Annotated in this window: 14 protein-coding genes; 13 read left to right on the top strand and 1 reads right to left on the bottom strand. The window is 48.6% G+C overall.

Annotation, left to right across the window (positions count from 1 at the left end; all coding sequences use genetic code 11):
- Positions 1-5: 5 nt before the first annotated feature.
- Positions 6-1,124 (bottom strand): alanine racemase, encoded by a 1,119-nt coding sequence (gene alr, locus SA339_05090; GenBank protein ID MDW5562584.1) that lies wholly within the window; start codon positions 1,122-1,124, stop codon positions 6-8.
- 217 nt (positions 1,125-1,341) lie between these two features.
- On the opposite strand from alr, the gene SA339_05085 reads away from it, so the two are divergent.
- The 13 genes from SA339_05085 to SA339_05025 all read left to right on the top strand — a co-directional run bounded on the left by SA339_05085 (position 1,342) and on the right by SA339_05025 (position 19,928).
- On the top strand, positions 1,342-3,006 hold the full coding sequence (locus tag SA339_05085) for an AAA family ATPase (GenBank protein ID MDW5562583.1): 1,665 nt from the start codon (positions 1,342-1,344) through the stop codon (positions 3,004-3,006).
- Between the two features lie 16 nt (positions 3,007-3,022).
- Complete coding sequence (locus SA339_05080) at positions 3,023-4,192, top strand: hypothetical protein (GenBank protein MDW5562582.1); 1,170 nt, start codon at positions 3,023-3,025, stop codon at positions 4,190-4,192.
- A 405-nt stretch (positions 4,193-4,597) separates the two neighbouring features.
- Positions 4,598-4,843, top strand: a complete 246-nt coding sequence (locus SA339_05075) for a hypothetical protein (protein ID MDW5562581.1) — start codon at positions 4,598-4,600, stop codon at positions 4,841-4,843.
- A gap of 210 nt (positions 4,844-5,053) precedes the next feature.
- Positions 5,054-6,322, top strand: a complete 1,269-nt coding sequence (locus SA339_05070) for a hypothetical protein (protein MDW5562580.1) — start codon at positions 5,054-5,056, stop codon at positions 6,320-6,322.
- A 173-nt stretch (positions 6,323-6,495) separates the two neighbouring features.
- The gene (locus tag SA339_05065) at positions 6,496-6,951 is read left to right on the top strand and encodes a hypothetical protein (protein MDW5562579.1); all 456 of its coding nucleotides are present in this window, start codon (positions 6,496-6,498) and stop codon (positions 6,949-6,951) included.
- A 391-nt stretch (positions 6,952-7,342) separates the two neighbouring features.
- A complete protein-coding gene (locus SA339_05060) occupies positions 7,343-7,645 on the top strand; it encodes a hypothetical protein (GenBank protein ID MDW5562578.1) in 303 nt (100 codons plus the stop codon).
- A 9-nt stretch (positions 7,646-7,654) separates the two neighbouring features.
- A complete protein-coding gene (locus SA339_05055; GenBank protein MDW5562577.1) occupies positions 7,655-9,844 on the top strand; it encodes a hypothetical protein in 2,190 nt (729 codons plus the stop codon).
- A gap of 39 nt (positions 9,845-9,883) precedes the next feature.
- Positions 9,884-13,324, top strand: coding sequence for a putative Ig domain-containing protein (locus SA339_05050; protein ID MDW5562576.1), 3,441 nt, complete (start codon positions 9,884-9,886; stop codon positions 13,322-13,324).
- Positions 13,321-14,799, top strand: coding sequence for a hypothetical protein (locus SA339_05045; protein ID MDW5562575.1), 1,479 nt, complete (start codon positions 13,321-13,323; stop codon positions 14,797-14,799). Before SA339_05050 ends, SA339_05045 begins: the two co-directional genes overlap by 4 nt.
- Positions 14,786-15,289: a hypothetical protein gene (locus tag SA339_05040; protein MDW5562574.1), complete on the top strand. Its 504-nt coding sequence runs from the start codon at positions 14,786-14,788 to the stop codon at positions 15,287-15,289. Before SA339_05045 ends, SA339_05040 begins: the two co-directional genes overlap by 14 nt.
- Positions 15,290-15,296: 7 nt before the next feature.
- A complete protein-coding gene (locus SA339_05035) occupies positions 15,297-16,703 on the top strand; it encodes an AAA family ATPase (protein ID MDW5562573.1) in 1,407 nt (468 codons plus the stop codon).
- Between the two features lie 376 nt (positions 16,704-17,079).
- A complete protein-coding gene (locus SA339_05030) occupies positions 17,080-17,586 on the top strand; it encodes an archaellin/type IV pilin N-terminal domain-containing protein (GenBank protein MDW5562572.1) in 507 nt (168 codons plus the stop codon).
- Between the two features lie 152 nt (positions 17,587-17,738).
- A complete protein-coding gene (locus SA339_05025) occupies positions 17,739-19,928 on the top strand; it encodes a P-loop NTPase fold protein (GenBank protein MDW5562571.1) in 2,190 nt (729 codons plus the stop codon).
- Positions 19,929-20,111: the final 183 nt, after the last annotated feature.

Here is a 20,111-nt window from a genome sequence, read left to right as displayed (position 1 = left end):
CATTACTACATGAGATAGGTCCTACAAACTGCATTCCCAACAGCAGTTAATAAATCGTATGGGAGGCGACCATTTACTTTGGCTACATCTGCAACCGACAAATTACTATCCCATAAGGTTACAGGTTCGGAGATATCGACATCAGGAAATGAGCTTATGTCGATTGCCATTGAATCCATCATGACGCGACCAACTATCGGACAAAATTCTCCCCTCACTCTGACATTTCTTGTAACAGATGTCGTAGTAGGGTAATGGGTTTCATGGTTTACGGTAGAAGGATATCCCCCCCCATACCCAATTGCTACAATTCCTATCTTAACATCCATTAAACACCTGATGCCGTCATAGCCAACCCTATCCCCCTTTTTTAGTTTATGAGTTGATACAATCTCTGATTCAAACGCCATTACTGGTTTCAATCTTGAGGCCAATGGCGAGATGCAATTCAGAGGAGATACGCCGTAAAGTGCGAGACCTGGACGCACCACATCGTAATGTTTTTCTCTGGGAATGGAATAAATGGCTGCCGAATTGCATATGCTTCTTTTTGCACCAGGATATTCTCTTGTAAGTTCATCGAATTTTTCAATCTGTTCTCTATTCATAATGTCGTTAGGCGTGTCCGCACAGGCGAGGTGGGTCATGAATCCCATCGATTCACAATCGACTTTCCCACTATCCGTTAGGACTTGCATTGCATGTTTTATCGATTCATCGGATGAAAAACCGAATCTATTCATCCCAGTGTTTATCTTCAACCACTTTATCCCTAGCTTATGACAAAGATACCCATTTTTTAATAAGGCGATTTGATAATCGTTGTGAAAAACAAGAGAAACACCTAAGTCGGATGCTTCCTTTAGTTCCTCAAGAGAATAAACACCTTCAAGCAATGTGATGTTAACCGGCTCTATACCGGTTTTTACTACTTCTTTTGCCTCGGCAATTGAGTTTACTCCAAAAGAGTTTATTTTGCCTCTTAAAAAACTGGATATTTCCCCAATGCCATGACCATATGCATTATTTTTCACTATCGCCATGACATCAGCGTTGGTATTTGCCCTAATTGCTTCAAGATTTCCAATAAGATTTTCTTTCGATAATTTACAATGAGCGATCATTCTACCTAAAACATCAATAGCATAATTGGTTCGTATCCATATATCTTTCTGAATTAGGGTGCTTTCCTAAGAACTCAAATCCATGGCCCATGTTTATCCAAACCAATATTTCACCCTCTTGTGAAAATAAGGCTCAACAAATGGTTGATATTCTGAATAACGCCATATTATTTTATCGACCAAATGGAGATACTATGGCGGCATAGGGGCAGTTATCATGGATTCTACAAAGCAAGCGGTAATCTCCATTTCGGAAATCTCCAAGGAGATCATCGCCAACGGGTTGGTTGGCAGCAGGATATTGAAAAGCACCCCCGATAATGAAAGATACAACAATATAGTACCGCCGGCGGTCGCTGAATATAAGATACGATTTGAACAATCCCCTGAAAAATATTTAGAAACGCTGCTCTACGCGTACCTGGCTACGAGGTCCGTAACAGTAGACTTTGAAGCAGAGGGGATGCCATTCTTTGGTCGTGTAGTTCGTGCGTATGTTTGGGCGGCCATCACTCCTAAATATCCAAAAAAAGTAGAGGTCAAGGTCAGCCACTTTCCCCAATTATACGTGCTGGTTGGCGATTTTGGAGTAAAGTTCGGGTTCGACTATGGATATAATGTTCCAGAGGACAAACGGTCGGTGACCATCGTCGCAACCGATAAGGATGCTTCGGACCAAGTATATCGGGCCCTGAGCATGGATCATGACCTGGGGTTCTATCCTAAGGACGATAACTCGATGAAAGAGGAACGTCCTGGCATAGCCTACAGGCCTGAAAGCGTTGAGGACTTGAGAAGTCATTGGTCTAGGGACGTTCATATCATGAAATGGTTCCCCGCGGACAGCGTTCCCGAGGACATCCAAGAAGAGATTTTCAAGACCTTCGATCTGCTTCTCCCTTTGTTTAAGATAGTGAGCTCTCATAGAGGCGACCCACCTGCGAACTATATTGTTCAACTTGAGGAAAAGGGAAGAATCGAGAAACCTCCAGAAATTCCTCCAAGAAAGGAACCTGTGCAGCGACAGTTGAAAGAGATGTATGGGCTTGAGGATTTTTGCATAGAAGCCGGCTATTCCAGGGAGCGAGCTGAAACGTGGTTACGTGCCCTCAGCAGAAAGCGACAGGTCATATTCCAGGGCCCTCCAGGCACTGGGAAGACCTTCCTTGCTAATAAGCTGGCCAAACTAATCATCTCCGACTCCGATGGTCTCACTGAGACCATACAGTTCCACCCATCGTTCGCCTATGAGGACTTTATAAGGGGCTTGCGGCCTAAATCAGGCCCTAACGGCATCTCTTACGAACTTGTGGATGGTCAGTTCCTAAAGTTCTGTTCCAAGGCTAGGAAGAGGAAAGGACCGTGTGTCCTCATCATCGATGAGATAAATCGAGCGAACCTCTCAAGGGTTTTCGGCGAGCTTATCTATCTTCTCGAGTACCGGGAAAGGGAGATACCATTGGCTTCTGGGGGCGAGATGTTCTCGATCCCGAATAACGTGCTCATTATAGGGACAATGAACACAGCGGACCGGTCCATCGCGCTGGTCGACTATGCGCTTAGAAGGAGGTTCGATTTCTTTAGGCTAGAGCCTGATTATGGCCTCCTGGAGAAGCGCTTGAAGGATCAGGGGCTCCCGTCGGAAGCTCTCATCAGCGTCCTCCGAGAGATCAACGAGTCCGTCATCCGTGACCCAAACTATTCCCTGGGGATTTCCTACTTCATCAAGGATGTGAATAACCTGAAGCGGGACATCCAGGACATTTGGACCGGTGAGATAGAACCATTATTGGAGGAGATTTTCTACGATGACCTGGAAAGAGTGAACCCATACAGGTGGGCCACCCTTTCGAAAACGACCTTAAAGGAATGGAGTGTGTGATTGCTCCTTGGCTAAGGTGCTTACGATTGACGAGGGAAAACCACTCATCATACCGAAGAATGAGCTCGATGAGAGGTTGGCTAACTCATTGTTCCAGAGATATGGCAAGATAATATCAATCGAATTCCCCAGTATCGCTACTCGCGGATGCTACATCCTGAGATCTACGAACTACATCGGCAATCTGAGCATAGGGAGAGATCTGATAGTTCGAATGGCCCCCAAGGTCCCCATACATGATATATTTCGGATGCTGGAGTATGCGTATGGCCTACAGCCACTTGATGGGAGGGTGAAGGTTGATCGGCTCGACGAGCTCTATGAGCACCTGGCCTTGCTGCTAGCAAGGATGGTAAGGGATAGGGTAAGAAAAGGCCTATACCAAGGATATGTTGTCAAAGAGGACGCTTTGCCCTACTTTAGAGGTAGGCTCTCGATTCCCATTACGATTCGAAACGAGATGAGAGGAGCTCCTTGGATCGGTTCTGAATATGAAGATATTTGCACTGACATCGAGGACAATCGGATCTTGGCTTGGACGCTCTATATCCTTCCAAGGCTGTATATCGAACGGCCAGATGTTATACACGAGGTACGAATGGCCTACCATGCTCTCGCGGGCAGCGTAACGGTCAGGCCAATAGGGGCTCAAGTGCTGATAGGTCGGTCATACTCTCACCTGAACGAGGACTACAGACTAATGCATTCCATCTGCAAGTTCTTCCTTGATAACTGTGGTCCGACAATGGCCTTAGGGCCTAACGAATTCGTTCCATTCCTTGTTAACATGCCATTATTGTTCCAGAACTATGTCGCCGAATGGCTGAAGGCCAATATGCCTAAAGGTTGGGTCGTACATGAGCAGTGTCCTTTTCGTGTCCCGCTTTATGGGACCTTCCACATGGACATGGTAATCACGGACATAACGAAAGGACCACTCCTAGTGCTGGATACAAAGTACAAGGACGGAGAAAAGCCTCAGGCAGCAGACATACACCAGATGGTCTCATATTCACATATGGCCGGTGTAAAGAAGACCGTTCTGGTCTATCCATCTGATGTAAAATTTTCAAGGCTGAACGTTAATGGCATAGGCATCGATGGCTTATCCTTTGACATTAATAAAGAACCTGATGTTGCTGGCCAGGAATTCTTATCAAAAATCCATATTCTCATGGGCCATTAACTCCTCAACCGTCTAGACTTCGCAACAACTCAAGAGGTCACAGAGGAAAGCTGAAGAATCTCCGTGTCCGCATCGTGCCAGCAGCCATTCTCATTCTTGTCGTGTTGGCCTACGGGCGGAATTTTCTGACTAATAAACCAGCGGCCACAAAGTAGGGGTCCGGTTTTTTAAGTGCAAGGGGGGTCGAAACGTGCTAGGGCAAAAAGACTTCTTTTTGACCGCTCATTTTCGGAGATTTTCCTGGCTCCCCGTCTTCGTCCGGCTCCTAGCGGTCCTCGCCTCCTTTGTTTCTCTTCCTCTCTTCCTAGTCCTCTCCTACATCCAAAAGTCCAATGATTCATTGGAGAAATCTGTCGAGACTGTTTTACTTCCCCCTTTAGTGAGTACCAAACCGGGAGGTAAGTTATGATCTCCAATCAGAGGGCAAGGGGCGATGCGGTGGTATTACAGATCCGTATCTCACCCAAGCAAGCTGAGAGGTTGGAGAAGATATATCGCATCTTTGGAGTGCCTAAAAGTGATGTCACCGAAATCGCCTTGGAAGAATACTTTTCGAAAAACCAGACCTTTAATCTAAAAAGGATTAGAGAATTAGAGAAAATGAACGATGATACAACAGATGATCCCAATATCAACACCATTCTTCCCTAGTTCCCTTCTCCGCGATTATACATATCGTTCGTCAAATTCCAATCATTTTTTACCAATAAGCTCAGCAGGAAATATTTGATTTTCTGAAATAAATTAGCTTTATAAAATGATATTCATATGTAGGGTCTGGGAAGAAGAGAAGGTCATTCGCCAGATTTCGGAAAATGAGTGCTGAACTAGCGAATGCTTTGATTCCCAAATGGTGGAAATATGAAAGGCATTGAAATAGTGAAAACTATGGCGGCATTTCTAATCTTGGCATGCCTGATTGTGCCGGGAGTGGTCCTCGCCCAGCCAGTTAGCCAATCAAGTAGTGCTATGTCTGCAGATGAAAAGGCAATCTTATCGGAGAAGCCGATTATCAAGTATCAAGATAAGCCAACATACTTACTGGGCCAATCCGAAAACACAGACAATATCATCAAGGGCCTCAAGATTGGAACATCTAAGGTTCAGCCAATAACCGCGACAGATTATAAAGCACAGATTGCGCAAAGTAAAGGCGTAGTTGTAATTGATGCGAATTATCTGCGCAATCTCTCGCAAAAAGAAGCAATCGCGACGATACGGGAAATACTTGTTACTGGTACTCCAGTAATATTTTATGGCATCGTGGATGATTTAATTGAAAAGGTAGGATTGACCATAGATCATGCCAATTGGCCTGTGTACAAGAATGCTACAGTTTCCGGCATGATGTACTGGCCCACAAACAAATCAGTAAAGTCATGGTCGAGTGTACTTGAAGCGGACTCGATTAAGATTAAGGATCAATTGAAGGCCTACAGAGTTGCTGATCTATATGATTGGGCTAATGGGCTGCTTCAGTCGAGTAATGTAGAATATGGACCAATTACTGCAAGATCCATGAGTGACTTTTATCAATATGCGACGATGAGGAACTCTGCGTCACAATATCCATATGGTAAGGGTAATGCGGATGTATTTTGCAGGAAATATATAACTGAATCAAACCCTTCGGTGGATTGGTACGTTTATACAAATGAACTGTCTATCACACCGGGAAGGGCTCTGGGATGGTCAAACGAGTGGTACAATTATAAGTTGACGAATTCAGATGACGTCGATTATCTATCCAGCCATTCAAATGATATGATGTATAGCTATGGGCCACAGGGCACACAAACCGGTGGAACGGTTTCTGTCTCTCTTGGAACGGGGGGCCCCAGCTATTCGTATTCGTATGCTATCCCTAGCGTAAGAGTTGTGTGTCTGTGCGTACCTGGTGATGATTATGCACGTTGGGATCATTTTTGGGATAACCCATCGAACAATGGTGCCTCCTCACAAACAAATTGTGAGCAGCCGGGGTGGACAGTTCAGGTGCCTCAGGGAGGATCTACCTTTGTCGACGAAAGAGTAGAGTTCCAGTTTGCCGACTACGTCTTCGGGTACTATACCATGCATAACATACCAGACGCTTGGGTGACGGGCTACTTTGGTCCAGGGGCGCCCTGAGAAAACTTCTCTGGAAGGTGAGAGCTTCAAACCTTTTCATTTTTTTCATCTCATTAAATGCCCCAGTTTTTGGATAACACTCAAATGCTGATGGCAATTCTCTCGTTATTGCTAATAATCACTATCGGGGCGATTTATTATATTGATGGATCCCATATAGTAATTCGAGTATCATGAACGTAAATACGGTGGGGAAGAGTGCTCATGCCTGGAAAAATAATCGCCTACTAATGGCAGTGACATTAGTAGTATTATTTCTGGCGGGCTTTTACTATGGTGGGGGATGGATATCCGAACCATATGGCTCCTGGTCATTGAAGGTCGTCCTGTTCTTCTTCGCTTCAGTAATGGCGGTTGGCGCGATTATCGTCCTCCGACGATCTGTTGCAAAGAACATAAATCTAGAGGCAATGGAAAGGAACATAGCTAATCGGAATCTAGGGGTGGCTGAGTCCTGTTTTGTTAGTTCAATATTAATTGCAGCGATCTTGCTAATGTTCACGAACTCTATCGATCCTATAGATTCTGTGATGTATGCCCTGTACGGAGGAATGCTCGTCACATTAGCATTCGGTATTGCCCTGACATGTATCTTTGTGGCATCTACCCTGCAGAACAGTATACGCTAGATTAACTCAATGCTAGAGGTTAAAAAACGGTGATGAGGTGTACTGATAAGTAGATGAAATAAGGTAAACTATTGGTCTTGAGAAGGCAACGGTAGCTATCTGGAGAGTAGTCTTCTAGTGTGGTTACCGCCCCTCTGATACCTTTTTTAGTTCTAATGGATTTGATGGATTAGGAAGTCTGATTCATGAATAAAGGTCCTTGTTTACTCCAGTCAACACTCCTTAGTAGTCAATACTGGAGCTAGTTATCGTTCATGGTCCAAACTATGAATTATGGGCACCTTACCTTCATAATAATATATTTATAATTATACTCACATCAGCTATTTAGTCATTTACAGATAAATGATGGCACAACCTTAGGATATTTTCAAGTTATTCCTATCTGGCGATGTCCAAACTTAGGAACATCACCAAGAGGGTTCGGAGTAAGCTCAAGAACCTCCGCGCCCGCATCGTGCCAGCCGCCATCCTCATTCTTGTCATGATGGTTCTGGCTGTTAGCTTTGTGACTGACACGGCATCGGCCGCGACCTCGGATCAGGAGATAAGAGTGGGTGCTCCGATAATCACCTACATTTTCCTAGCCGTGGCCGTAGGTTGCCTAATCCTCTGGAAGCTCACCGAGGAAGCGCTGTTGCTGTACGGGCTGTTCATCTTCGCCGCTCTGGCCCTAGTGACCTATTACTTCTGAGGTGCGAAGATGGATGGCACAAAGATTGAGATGGAAACGACCGGGGATGTCTCCAAGCCTCGTAAGGCGTGGAACGGCAAGCATTCCAGGATTACGGTCCTGGCCGCTGTCCTGGGGATCATTGGCGCTTTCCTATGCCTCGCCATAGTGGCGCCCCCTACGATCCAAGCGGCCTCATGGGAGGACGCTGTAATAGCTGGCGCCGTAACCGGCGGTACCATCGGAGCTATCGGAGGTTCAGCTGTTCCCGGCGTCGGTACGCTTGCGGGAGGGATGATAGGTGTTGCTATCGGTGCCTCAGCTGGTGCCATCGGTTATATCATCGGTGGATGGGGTCAAGACAACACCGGAGAGAGTGCCGCAGCTCTGAGTAAGTGGCTGGCTAACGACCAGCGCAACGAGACATATTCCAAGCTGGTCTTAACCGAGACTAACGCGAGGAACGTCGCAGAGCTGGCCCAGAGATCCGGAACCTTTTACCAGCGCAGCGCCTACTATGCCGCCTCTCAGCTGTACGCAGATCAAACCGATAACGACCAAAGCCACATTTACAACGCTGATTATGTGCTGGACAAGTCGCACGTATCGGATGAAATGGTGGGCTCCGTCGCTGGTTCCTACGCTGTGACTAACAAAGTTCTGAGACAGCTGGATAGCGTAGGAAGCGGATACATCGGAGACTATTCTAAGAACTCTATGAGCGTCGGCGTTCAAACCTTCGGTATGAGCCAGAACACCGCGACGACATATGATAACCAGCAGTATGTTAGAATGCTCTCCTTCTGCAACACCCCAACGGGTAAGTATGTCTGGCTTAACGAAACGGACACCATGATCTTCTGGAACCTGGGGAACACGGCCCAGACGGGTAACGTCGTGATAACTTCGGCCTCCGGAGATGTGGTTTACAGTCAGGCCATTACCCTTACCGCCATGTCCGGCTATGCCCTGGACCTGGGAACCGTTGACGGCTTAGACTCCGGCCGGTTTAACGTCCAGCTTCCATATAACAGCTGGATCTGGACCGCCAACGCTGCCGAGGACTATTCTGGTTCGGGAGTTGTGGCGCCTGGGATAGCCGTTTACACTAAGACGAATGACGGCCTGGTGTTCTCCTGGGGATGGGCCATGTTGCCCGCAGATCAAGGATTCTCGACCTCCGGCGTCTGGGTGTTCTATCAGAACTACCCCTGGAAGCAAACCGGCATAGAAGACCGCTATACAAACAAGGGTTACCCATACCTGACGTTCAACTATCCAGACGGCTCACACACCTTATCGACTGATAGGGTAAGCCTTCAGCCCATGATTGAGGCAATCTGGAACGTTAGCCGCGCATGGAGAACGGTCACGTACGGCGCAGCCCTGGCCGGTCAGACCGCATATCAGGTGTTGCTGGATAACGGGGGAGTGGGCACCGATGGCACCTCGCCGGATGTGCTGTATCCTCCGACAACGATCGTAATGCCAGATTACGACCAGCTAAACAACATGACCTCTCAACAGCTGCTAAGCATCTATTACGCCTACCTAAACCAGCTCAATAGCACGTTCCAGAATCACACGATTATGTCACCGGCAACGGTGAACGTATCGACTGATTCCTTCGACTTGCTGGTTCGGGGAACGGTGACATACAATGGCGTTGAGGTCATCGGGAATAGTACCCCGTTCACCATCTACACCACCCTCGAAGGGTTAGACCTGGAAGTAGGTAAAACGGTGGAGCTGGATAGCACCGGATACATCATTACCTGGGCTAACGGGTATGACTCTCTGGCCGACTATATCGCCTCAAAGGGGAACGTCCAGGAGCCAAACATAACCTACCATGACGTAGGCATTGGATGGGCGATCCATGTTGACGAGATAGCGTATGAAAACAAGCTGGTTGCCAGTCATACGCTGACCGTCGATAAGCTGGAAACCTACGTTCCCCCAGATCTACCGGAAGAATCTCCCCTGCCCCAGATCGGAGATGTCGTGAGCGACCCCGCCAACATTTGCCTAGTGGTAATCATCGTTGGCGCTATCTGCCTAGTTGCTGGCCTGGTCTTCGATTATCAGACGTTGACCATTCTGGGCATTGTGGCTATAGTGATAGCTGCGGCCGCCTGGTACCTTCTGACAAACCCGCCAGACCTAGGACTCTGGACCCTAGCTCACACCCCGGAATACCTACACAGCTGGTGGAGGTAAACCCCTGAAACCTTTTTCTTTTCTTTCTCGAGGTGAACCATGAAGCTACATTCTCTAATTTCTCACAGACGTTCAAGGAAGGCCCTTCTAGGCATCGTAGCGGCCCTAACCGTGTGCCTAGTCGTCCTAGCGGCTCTACCCCCTGCTAGCGCCGTTTATCCGACGTCCCTCGTTGAATCAACGTCCTACAACTACACCGGCCTTTACAGCAGCCTCGCCCTAGACCAACAGGGACAGCCCCACATAGCCTATTACACCGGGACCACTGGATTACATTACGCTTCAATGTCCGGGGGAGTATGGAGCTATGTAACCATTGATAGCGCATCGGCGACAGCTGGAAAATACCCCTCGCTGTGCATCGGTTCGGATAACGTGCCCAAAGTGGCCTATATCACCGACAACACGATTCGATACGCCTATCTGGACGGCTCCACCTGGATAACGTCGAACATTACGACCGTTGGCACCGCCGACCGATGCGCTATGGTCCTGGACCATAACAATAACCCATATGTGGCATACAAGGACGTTAGCACCTCTGGCCGATGTGTTAAGTGTGCCCATTGGACCGGCTCGACCTGGAGCCTTGAACTAATCCAGGATGGGGTCGCTAACGTTTGCGCTGGACTGAGCATAGCCCTGGACAGCAACGGAAACCCCCATATCGCTTATTCGGGGCCATTTGTAACCGGCTATAAGGCCCTGGTCTACTACGCCTCGAAGTCATATGGCGTTTGGACCTACCAATCTACTGGCGTCTATTGCTATGCGCTCCAAAGCGGGAGCTATTATGAACAATGCTCTGGAGTTAGCCTGGCCATAGGCTCCGATGACGTGCCCCGTATAGCCTGCGCCAGTCCTGGCGGTACCGGATGCACCTATCTCTATTACAATGGAGCCAGCTGGACCTCTCAGAGCATAACGACAACGAACTTCGCTACACCCTGCCAAATCGCTCTGGATTCCAGCAATAACGCCTATGTTGTTTTCATGGCATCGTCATCGATCGGTTTCCAGATCGCCACAAATGCCGGGGGGAGCTGGTCCGTAAAAGTGGCCACGACGTTTTCCTATGTCGGAGGGGATAACTACGCCGGGACCATCGGCCTAGCAATAGATCCATACGGCTTGGTCCATCTGTCTTACCCTTCATCGCAACAGATGAGATACGCCGCCCCGGCCCATTGGAGCCCTTCCTTTTCGACCAGTCCAGTAACTACGGCGACCGTTAATCACGCCTACACCTACCAACCTAGCCTTAACGAGACTGGCACGATAACGGCCGTTACTAAGCCTTCCTGGCTCACCTGGGACGGCTCCAGACTGACGGGAACGCCTAACGCTCTGGGCTCATTCACCGTTTCCTTAAGGGGAGTGTCCACCGCTGGCATGGGTTTCACCGTCCAGACTTTCGACATAACGGTTACTGGATGGCGTCCGGCATTCACCACCAACGCCCCGAATACCCTGATAGCTGGCCATACCTATCATTACACTGTGGGGGTCAATGAATCGGCCTCTATCACTGTAATGGATAAGCCTAGCTGGATGGACTGGCAGAGCGCCAATAGTACCTTCTGGGGAACGCCCACGGTACCAGGGAGCTATTCGCTCTCGATACGGGCAACATCAACGAATGGCCTCATGTCGGCCTGGCAGAACGTGACCATTGCAGTAAACCAATGGGCGCCCAGCTGGACCTCCAGCCCTAGCTACATGGCCACGGTAGACCACGCCTATAGCTACCTACCGACCACAAACGAAACGGCAACCCTAACGGCGCTATCTGTCCCGTCCTGGATGACCTGGGACGGTACCATTCTAAGCGGTACCCCGGACACCTCGAAAATCGGCGCCTGGGCTGTGTCGCTGTCGGCCGCTGGTCCGGGAGGACTGACGGCATATCAGAATTTCACCGTCACCGTTTACGACCGGGAACGCTGGATGCCTATGGTTTCCAGCTCCCCGGCCGATACGATAAAGGTGGGGGAGCCATACAGCTATCACCTAACGGCCAACGAAAGCGTTTCCATCGTCTATTCTGGGTCGCTGTGGCTCACCTGGAACCCGGACACCATGACCTTAGAGGGAATGGCGCCAACCAGCCCCCAGACCGCTCATATCAGCCTGGGGATAACGAGCATATCCGGCACCCTGACTTATTGGCAGAACTGGACGGTTTCGGTTACGGCCGACCCCCCGCAGATCGAGAACCCGCCTCAATCGGGAACTCAGCAATCGGGTAGCTCATACAGCTATTCGTTTGGTGGCTCTGGATGGGGGAGCGCTGCTAACCCCGGCCCCCTCCGCTTGAACGTGCCCAACGCTCCGGAATGGCTCCATTATGACCCCGAGAACGGTACCGTATGGGGAACGCCCTACGTCCCTGGAGACTATCCCGTTACTGGCATAGTCACCAACCAAACGACCGGCTTAAGCAATCAGACCGACTGGGTTATCCATGTGCCAGCAGATCCTCCGGAGGTCACTAACGACCACACCAACACGACCACCGGCGAAGGGGGCATAGCTCAGCCTCTTGATATCATCTGGACGGGGGAGCAATACGGGTATGTCCTCAACGTGAACCCCGCTCGATGCACCGTGACCATAACCACGAGTGCCAGCTGGCTAACCTACGACGCGACCAATAGAACGGTTAAGGGAATGACCCTAACCGCTGGCACCTGGAACGTTAGCGCCGCTGTATATGACCCACTGACGACCCTAACCAGTTATGCAAACTGGACCATTGAGGCTATAGCCCCGCCCCCGGTCATATCCTCGGCCGCATCGTTCCACATCCTGACTAATGGGTATTGGTCCTACACACTGGTCTATACTCCGTCGAATGGGATTGTGAACATTACCGGCCTACCGTCCTGGATGATCTACTATGACCAGCTGCACACCTTTAGCGGGACGCCAACCCAAGCTGGTACCTATGCCCTCCAGGTGACGGTGACAAACGCAACGTCCGGAATTCAAGCAACCCAGACCGTAACCGTCTATGTGGACGACGACGCCCCCCAGATATTCGCTAACCCGCTCCTTAAGGGTCAAGAGAGAACCCTGTATCGCTGGACCGCTTCGGCCGACCAAGCGGTTACCTGGACCCTCACCACTGACGCCGGTAGTTGGCTGACCATCGGGAGCGATTCCGGCCGATTGAGCGGGACGCCAACTAAGGCCGGTTCCTACCACGTCACCATAACGGCCACGAACAGCCGGGGGATTTCCTCCAGCTATTCCTATGATCTGACCGTCGAGTCATATGGGACAAATGGCGGGAACAACGGAGGCTCGAACAATACTAGCGGGGGAAGCATAACCCTGCCTGGCGGTATCACCATACCGACCGGAGGCAATGCCAGCTATTCGACCACTATGAGCGGTTCGGTCCTCGCTCTCTTCCTGATCATAATCATCCTCGTCCTGGTGGTTATGGCCAAGCGTCGGAAGGGGGGCAAGAGATGAGACTGGCACCGACGCCCGCCGATGTTCGAGGTCCAGGAAGTGAGCGAAAGAAAACGGCAACCGTCGTAACGTTAGCCTTGCTGGCTACCCTTTTCCTTTCTCTTTCCCTTGGTGCTGGGACAGCATCGGCGACCACGCTTAACGGCTGGTCCTCGCACACTGGGCCAGACTATGAGCTGTATATGGCTAACTCCGACAAAGTAGGGCCTTACGAGCTGGTAGAGCTGATTAACTACGATGTCCACGCCATAACGCTCCAGCTCTGGCAGGTCAACGGCTCAATGATCCAGTCTGAGAGCGTGGACCCGGCCAGCTCTAAGATCATCGAGCTGGATTATGGGTCGGTCGATTGTCGCATTGATGTCGTGAACTCCTACTATGGCCTGGAGGGGAGCTATAACCGATACCATTACTATGAGATGCTGCCCCAGGTGAGTGATAACGGTAACTGGGGATTGAGCCCTCCGACGTCCGAGGATTCGGCCAAGATATATTCGGCCGATGATGTGGCCTCAATGCTGACCAGCGCATTCCTGGAGAACATCGTTCAGACCGCCATCGCTCTTTCCATCGGCGTCATCGTCGGAGCGGCGATTAAGCACGTTACCCGGTTCTGGAGGCCGAAGGACTTCCTTTCGATGGGCATCTTCTCCCTGGCCGGAGCTGACGTGTTCTTTAACCTCAGTCCGTGGGGCTGGGTGTGGTCCATAGTATTCGTGGTCGGTTACATCCTGGGCTTCATGCTCCGGCCGATCGACAGCGCAACCCCGCTCACCGTCGACCCCCAAGCTAAGACGTTCTGGTTGATTCCTGAAGCGGTCTATTGGCCGAAGGATACCACCGGATGCTGCATCCAGGACCAGACCAATCGGGCCCTGTTCAAGCGCCTGGTGTTCGGGATCCATCACCGACTTGAAACGGACGTGGGCATTACTTCAGACTGGACGGTTGTGGCTCAGAAGCCAGGCCGCGCCACAAGGATGAAGTTCCGTATGTTCGTGGTCGAAAAGACCGAGCAGCTGGAGACCATACGAAAGGGCTGGATTCTGAAGTATCGGGAGATAACCACGCGGTTCAAGATCGGTTATGCCAGCAGGATCAGCCTTATCGAGTTCCTGGTGGACATCAACAATTATTACCGCATCCAGGACCAGCACGAAGACAAGGCTTCCAGGCTGGCCGAGCTGGAACTGCGCCGGAGGACCGACGCCGCCGACACCGCAGCGAGGTATCACGAGATGGCCATGCAAGTATCGCCCCTCCAGGCTCCGAAGAAAATCTTTGCTCGATACAAGGACGCCACGCCGCTTATCGAGACTCCCTGGCACACCTTCAAGATGAAGGATACGACCGCGACGATAGCGCCGGTCCAGGTCAAGCGAGAGAGCGAACAGAGAACAGAGCTGCTGAACGATAAGGAACCGGAGCAAGCGGAGGAAGAGGAACCGAGGGAGGGAAAGAATGGGTCAGATTAGGACGGCCGATGTTATCCAGAAGCTCCACTTCGATAGGGAGCTGCTGGAGCCTGGCCTACTTCAGTCGATGTACCAGGATACCAAGGTGTTCCTGCAATTCACCGATCTGGTAGAGAACCAACTGAAGATACGGCATGCCAAGCTGGAGCAGACGGTAGAGGCGTTCCAGGTCCACGCCGGACGACTGGCCGAGACCAGGGAAGGGAAGCATTACCTGGACATCGACGGGCCGGTCGATGAGGTGTGCAGGGTAGCGCTTCAGTTCTCGAAATCTCTCCGGGCTCAGGATCTCATTGAACGGAACGAGCAAGCCCAGACCGATCTGGAGATGCACAGGGTGTTCATCGAGACTCACGGACTAAAGGGAGGATTGGATGAAGTGAGGAAGATCTACAGCGACGACCCCACGCTGTTCGCGCTGATGCTGTCCAGCGCGACATCCTTAGCCAGCAAGAAGGAAGCACAGAACAGTTTGAGCCCCCCGAGGTGATGGCGACATGGAACCTTTCGACCAGCTGATGCAGGGGGAGATACTGCCCCGGACGGTACCCCCTGCCGTCAAACCCCTTTCCATGCCTCGTATCGGGTTCAACATCTCCGGGGGGTACCTTCACACCTCGCAGTTCATCCACCCCTACGACGGCCTTAAAAACCTCACGGAAACGGCTCTTAACGGGCTGATGCCCCCCATGCCTACCTGGGAGGAAGTGAAGCTAAGGCATCTCGTAATCGTTGGCGCTATGGAGTCCGGGAAGACCTCCTACGCCCGAGCCATCGCTAAGAAGGTTGGAGAGAGGTACAAGGACTACAAGGTAAACACCATCTTCACCGATGACATAGAAACGGCGCTGGATAACATCAACAAGGACCCGGTGCAGCTCATCATCATTGACGACGCGGTGAAGAAAGGAAGCTCACGCCAGGGCATGAGCAATAAGCGTAATCTGGACATTGGTAACTTCCTGGAGATCAGGCACGTTTACGAGCGAGTAGCGAAGGTCAAGACAGGTATCGTTGTCGTCGTCTATCTCACTCAGCGTTTCAAGATGCTGGATATAGTGTTCAGGTCCGGGCATATCCTGATTTTCAAGTCCACCAGCACTGACGCTAACGACGAGAAGCTGATGAAAGAATACGTGACCGGCGCTGCTTACGCCGAGCTTGGGAAGATCAGTTACAGGATGTTCCTCCAGCATGACAACAGCGCGAAAAGTGATTCCATCGTAGCTATACCCATTGGCGGGGATGCCTATGGGAACGACCGGCCGTGTGGACGGTTCCACCTGGATTATGTGTCTCCGGATGCCTACCCACTTGTCAAGATAGGGGAGCGGCCAGACGGGGATGTGGAGTTCTTCTTTGACAGGGAGATTGCTCTGGCGGATTTGCTGAAAGAGAAGAACTGGAAGAAAAAGGCCAGAGCTTACTTCCTCTCAGTACGGGAGCCGGACCTAACTCAATCCGAGATCGCGCTGAAAGTGAAGTATGCGAATCAGGCCCAAGTGAGTAAAGCGATAAGCGAGGTCCGGGGCGAGATATGTCGGCGGTCCGGTTTGGAGTTCGAGAAGTATATGGAGGCCAACCTGCTGAGTAGAGGCTTTGAGGCGAGGCGGCTGGGCGGGGATAGAGAGCCTGATATCTTAGCCACAAGTCCGAAAGGGTTGAAGTCGGTCTACAGCTGTAAATGCCTAGACTTCGATAAGCCGTACCGGATGGCGGTACGGGGCGATCAGGGAATGAACCCCGAGCTGAAATATATCAGCGACCCGGAACACAAGGACGCCGCACTTTACCTCTCGGTCTACAACTTTCACGTCCGGGACATGAAGTCTTACCTGATCGACCTCGATAAGCTAGGGGAAGTCATCGAGATACCGGCCGATCTGAAGGAAATCAAATACTAAACCCCTTACTTTTCATCTCATTTTGGTGCGCTTTTGTCCTCCTCAGACTCCACTCCCCTCCCAGAATAAATCGTAGAATAAGTCAACCCTAGAGTACCTATAGCGGTTGAAATTATTCATCGGCCGATCGTCTGGTTAGTTATCGGACTTGGTAACAAATACAACGCTAGAAATCGGGAAATTATTCATTTTTCAACTTTATCATAAAATGTAAAACTAGCTAGCCAAAACTATCTGGAAAAGATTTCTTAACAGATAGAATGAATACATTTTGAATAATCTTGAATATTCTTATCTGGACACGAATCGTTATAGATATTATTTAATCATAGAATATCGATATTAATACTATAAGTATATTCTTTATACGATATTAATGAAGGTCAACAATCGTGGGGAAATGGGCGTCGGAACGATGATAATTTTCATCGCTGCGGTCCTAGTATCAGCCGTCTCTGCATCCGTTCTCATAAGCACCGCCAATGTCGTTAGAGAACAGGCCACAGAGACGGGGAACGAAGCAATAACGTCAGCGTCTACCGGTTTTGTTCTCGACTACATCTATGGCGACGTATCTCATAACAGAGTAACTGACCTTTGCGTGTACCTCAAGCTTGCTCCTGGAAGCGCCTCTATGGATGTTACTGGAACTGTTGTTTCTGTTACCATTTCTGCGGGCGGTGAATCCATGAGCGCCGATTTGGTTTTAGATCAGACAAACACGGTAATCCTCAATGATAGGGTTGAGTTCATCATAAGCGGCTTATCTATTCCTCCATCATCCTCGATCTCGATCGATCTGATTCCGGCACATGGATTCACATGTTTTGTGACATTCACGACACCAGATGTCATGACTGAAGGAATCATGTACTTCAGGTAAGTCTGATCTCGACTTATCATTCCAACTTTTTTTAATTAGCTAGAGGATTAATGATGGCCGCGGCAAAGTTTTCGCCACCCTAGTGTATGCGCATTCCAAATTATTATTGAATAATACTACATTCCATCAGCAAATGGTGGAGTGATTCCCTGATGATTATTTCTGATGAACCTTGTAATGAGATAGATCAAGATGCTTTTGGATATAGCGATCTTGCCAACAATTTAGCATTGGGTATAACTAAGATGGATATCAGGGAAGGGTTTGTCATTGGAGTTCACGGGGCCTGGGGTTCTGGTAAAACAACTTTTCTACGTTATATCGAGCATTATTTAAGTAATAATAAAAAGAAGCAAGTAACCATCGCTCATTTCAATCCTTGGTGGTTCTCAGGCTATCAGGACTTGACTTATCGCTTCTTCGAGATGCTCCGTTCTCAGATATCGTCAAAATGGGGTAAAAAGTGGAGAAAACTCAATGGGTCTTTAGCATCATTTGGGGAGGCTGTGGCTTCTGCTCCAATAAATGGGGCAGAGTTGGCTGGAAATATCCTAAAACTAGCTTCAAGTAAAGGCAGAGATTTAAATTTAGAAAAAAGAAAAGTATGCAAGTTGCTCGAAAAATATCCTGAGCCCATTATTGTTTTTATCGACGATGTGGACAGACTTTCACAGCAGGAAGTAACGGAACTCTTCCGTTTGATAAAATCTGTAGCAAATTTCCCGAACATCATCTATATAGTTGCTTTTGATAGGGATGTTGTAGCCACAATGCTCAGTGACAAAGGGTTTATTGACGGTCATGATTATTTAGAGAAGATCATCCAAGTTTCTTTCAACTTACCACTAATTGAGCAGCAATCAATGGCTTCATACCTAAACAAGAAGCTAAGCCAGGTAATAGGTCAGGGCTACATTGATATTCAAAATACAACATATTGGAACAATTGCTATTATGATGGGATACGCCCATTAATAAGAACTCCCAGGGCTGTAAATAGGTTAGCGAACAACCTTTCACTTTCTTATCCAATGGTGTCAGGAGAGGTGAACGTTTCAGACTTTATCTCGATAGAACTGATTCATATACTCTACCCTCAAGTCTATGATGGAATAAGAGAGAACCTAGACATATTCACAGGCGTGATCGATTACTCATTTAACGGGCCAGGTGAGAAGGAGAGAATAAAAGAGGTATCGGACAACATTATTGGGAGAGTCGATTCAACCGATATGAATTCAGTAAAAAAATTGCTCATTCATATTTTTCCCAAACTTAAGGCAGTATACGAGAACAGTCACTATGGAAATGAATGGATGCCGGAGTGGTATGAGGAAACACGAGTATGTCATCCAGATAGGGGCGTATATTATTTTAAGCTCGTCTTTCCAAACACATATCTTTCAAAAAAAGAGTTGGAAAAAATAATCAGTAATATTGACGACCCGGAAAAATTTGGTTTATCAATGGTCGATCTTGTAAATGCCGAGGGCCAAGGAAACTTATCAAAATTAGTGCAATTCCAAAAATATCTAATTAATCATGATTTTTCTGATCGTTCTGCAAAAAATACCATTTTTGCATATTTCCAGGTTGGAGATAGATTGTATAATCTAAATGATGAATTTTATGATTCATCCATCTTGGGCAGCAATCGACATAGAATGATATCGATAATTATTCAAGCATTAAAGGCGGTCGATGATGACTGTCGAGCGATATTTTTAAAAACTGCTATACAGAATGGCTCTTCCATATCGACAATGATTGGGACGATGTTTTCACTTGGCTATCCATATGGAATGTATGGCCATGGGCCTGGAAATAATCAGGCCATTAATCCATTAGTCGATATGCAGACCATACTGGATATCGAGCAAATATTGCTAGAAAAAATCAACGATGCAAAGCAAAACGGCACTCTGATCGAAGTTCCATATCTCCCTAGTGTTGTATCATACTGGGAAAAATTAATCCCTGATAAGAAAGTTATACCTGATTGGATTGCTGAAGCTTGCATCGATGATGAAAACTTGTTGACTCTTCTTGAGATGGGATTGAATCCTAGCAGAAACCAGGTTTTGTCGGAGTCGTTTTCGTCAACCACTCTACAATTTCCAATTGATTGGATTGAGAAATATGTAGATATCGAGTGGTTAAGATCTCGTGTGGAAGAAATCAGGAGTAGGCAAACATTGACAGCGAACAATAAAGTGGCAATTGAGATTTTCATCCAATGCTACAATCAAGGGAAAGAGAGGAAGAATCGAAAAAATGAAGAAGAGACGGATGATGACCCAATAACAATCGCCAATGAACATACTATGGGCAGTCCAACATAGAAATGATAATGCGCTTAGGACTGCAACAAAAACACTTTCGGACCTCCTTCGTTATAGAATTATCGATCATAATGCATGGGAAAATACGTTGGCCATCTCCAGTTTCAATAAACGTAGATTCCCATTTTAGATAATATGGTCTTTCGGGCACCTCCTACCGATATCTATCTAAGCAAATCGATT

The organism is Methanomassiliicoccus sp. (assembly GCA_033485155.1).
In the GTDB taxonomy this organism is placed as follows: Archaea; Thermoplasmatota; Thermoplasmata; order Methanomassiliicoccales; family Methanomassiliicoccaceae; genus UBA6.
The sequence above is the reverse complement of the archived record's forward strand: the minus strand, read 5'-3'. Positions and strand labels throughout refer to the sequence as shown.

Bases quoted from the DNA above. Each gene is read 5' to 3' on its own strand.
- alr (MDW5562584.1), bottom strand. From the start codon at position 1,124: ATGATCGCTCATTGTAAATTATCGAAAGAAAATCTTATTGGAAATCTT.
- SA339_05085 (MDW5562583.1), top strand. From the start codon at position 1,342: ATGGATTCTACAAAGCAAGCGGTAATCTCCATTTCGGAAATCTCCAAG.
- SA339_05075 (MDW5562581.1), top strand. From the start codon at position 4,598: ATGATCTCCAATCAGAGGGCAAGGGGCGATGCGGTGGTATTACAGATC.
- SA339_05070 (MDW5562580.1), top strand. From the start codon at position 5,054: ATGAAAGGCATTGAAATAGTGAAAACTATGGCGGCATTTCTAATCTTG.
- SA339_05065 (MDW5562579.1), top strand. From the start codon at position 6,496: ATGAACGTAAATACGGTGGGGAAGAGTGCTCATGCCTGGAAAAATAAT.
- SA339_05060 (MDW5562578.1), top strand. From the start codon at position 7,343: ATGTCCAAACTTAGGAACATCACCAAGAGGGTTCGGAGTAAGCTCAAG.
- SA339_05055 (MDW5562577.1), top strand. From the start codon at position 7,655: ATGGATGGCACAAAGATTGAGATGGAAACGACCGGGGATGTCTCCAAG.
- SA339_05050 (MDW5562576.1), top strand. From the start codon at position 9,884: ATGAAGCTACATTCTCTAATTTCTCACAGACGTTCAAGGAAGGCCCTT.
- SA339_05045 (MDW5562575.1), top strand. From the start codon at position 13,321: ATGAGACTGGCACCGACGCCCGCCGATGTTCGAGGTCCAGGAAGTGAG.
- SA339_05040 (MDW5562574.1), top strand. From the start codon at position 14,786: ATGGGTCAGATTAGGACGGCCGATGTTATCCAGAAGCTCCACTTCGAT.
- SA339_05035 (MDW5562573.1), top strand. From the start codon at position 15,297: ATGGAACCTTTCGACCAGCTGATGCAGGGGGAGATACTGCCCCGGACG.
- SA339_05030 (MDW5562572.1), top strand. From the start codon at position 17,080: ATGAAGGTCAACAATCGTGGGGAAATGGGCGTCGGAACGATGATAATT.
- SA339_05025 (MDW5562571.1), top strand. From the start codon at position 17,739: ATGATTATTTCTGATGAACCTTGTAATGAGATAGATCAAGATGCTTTT.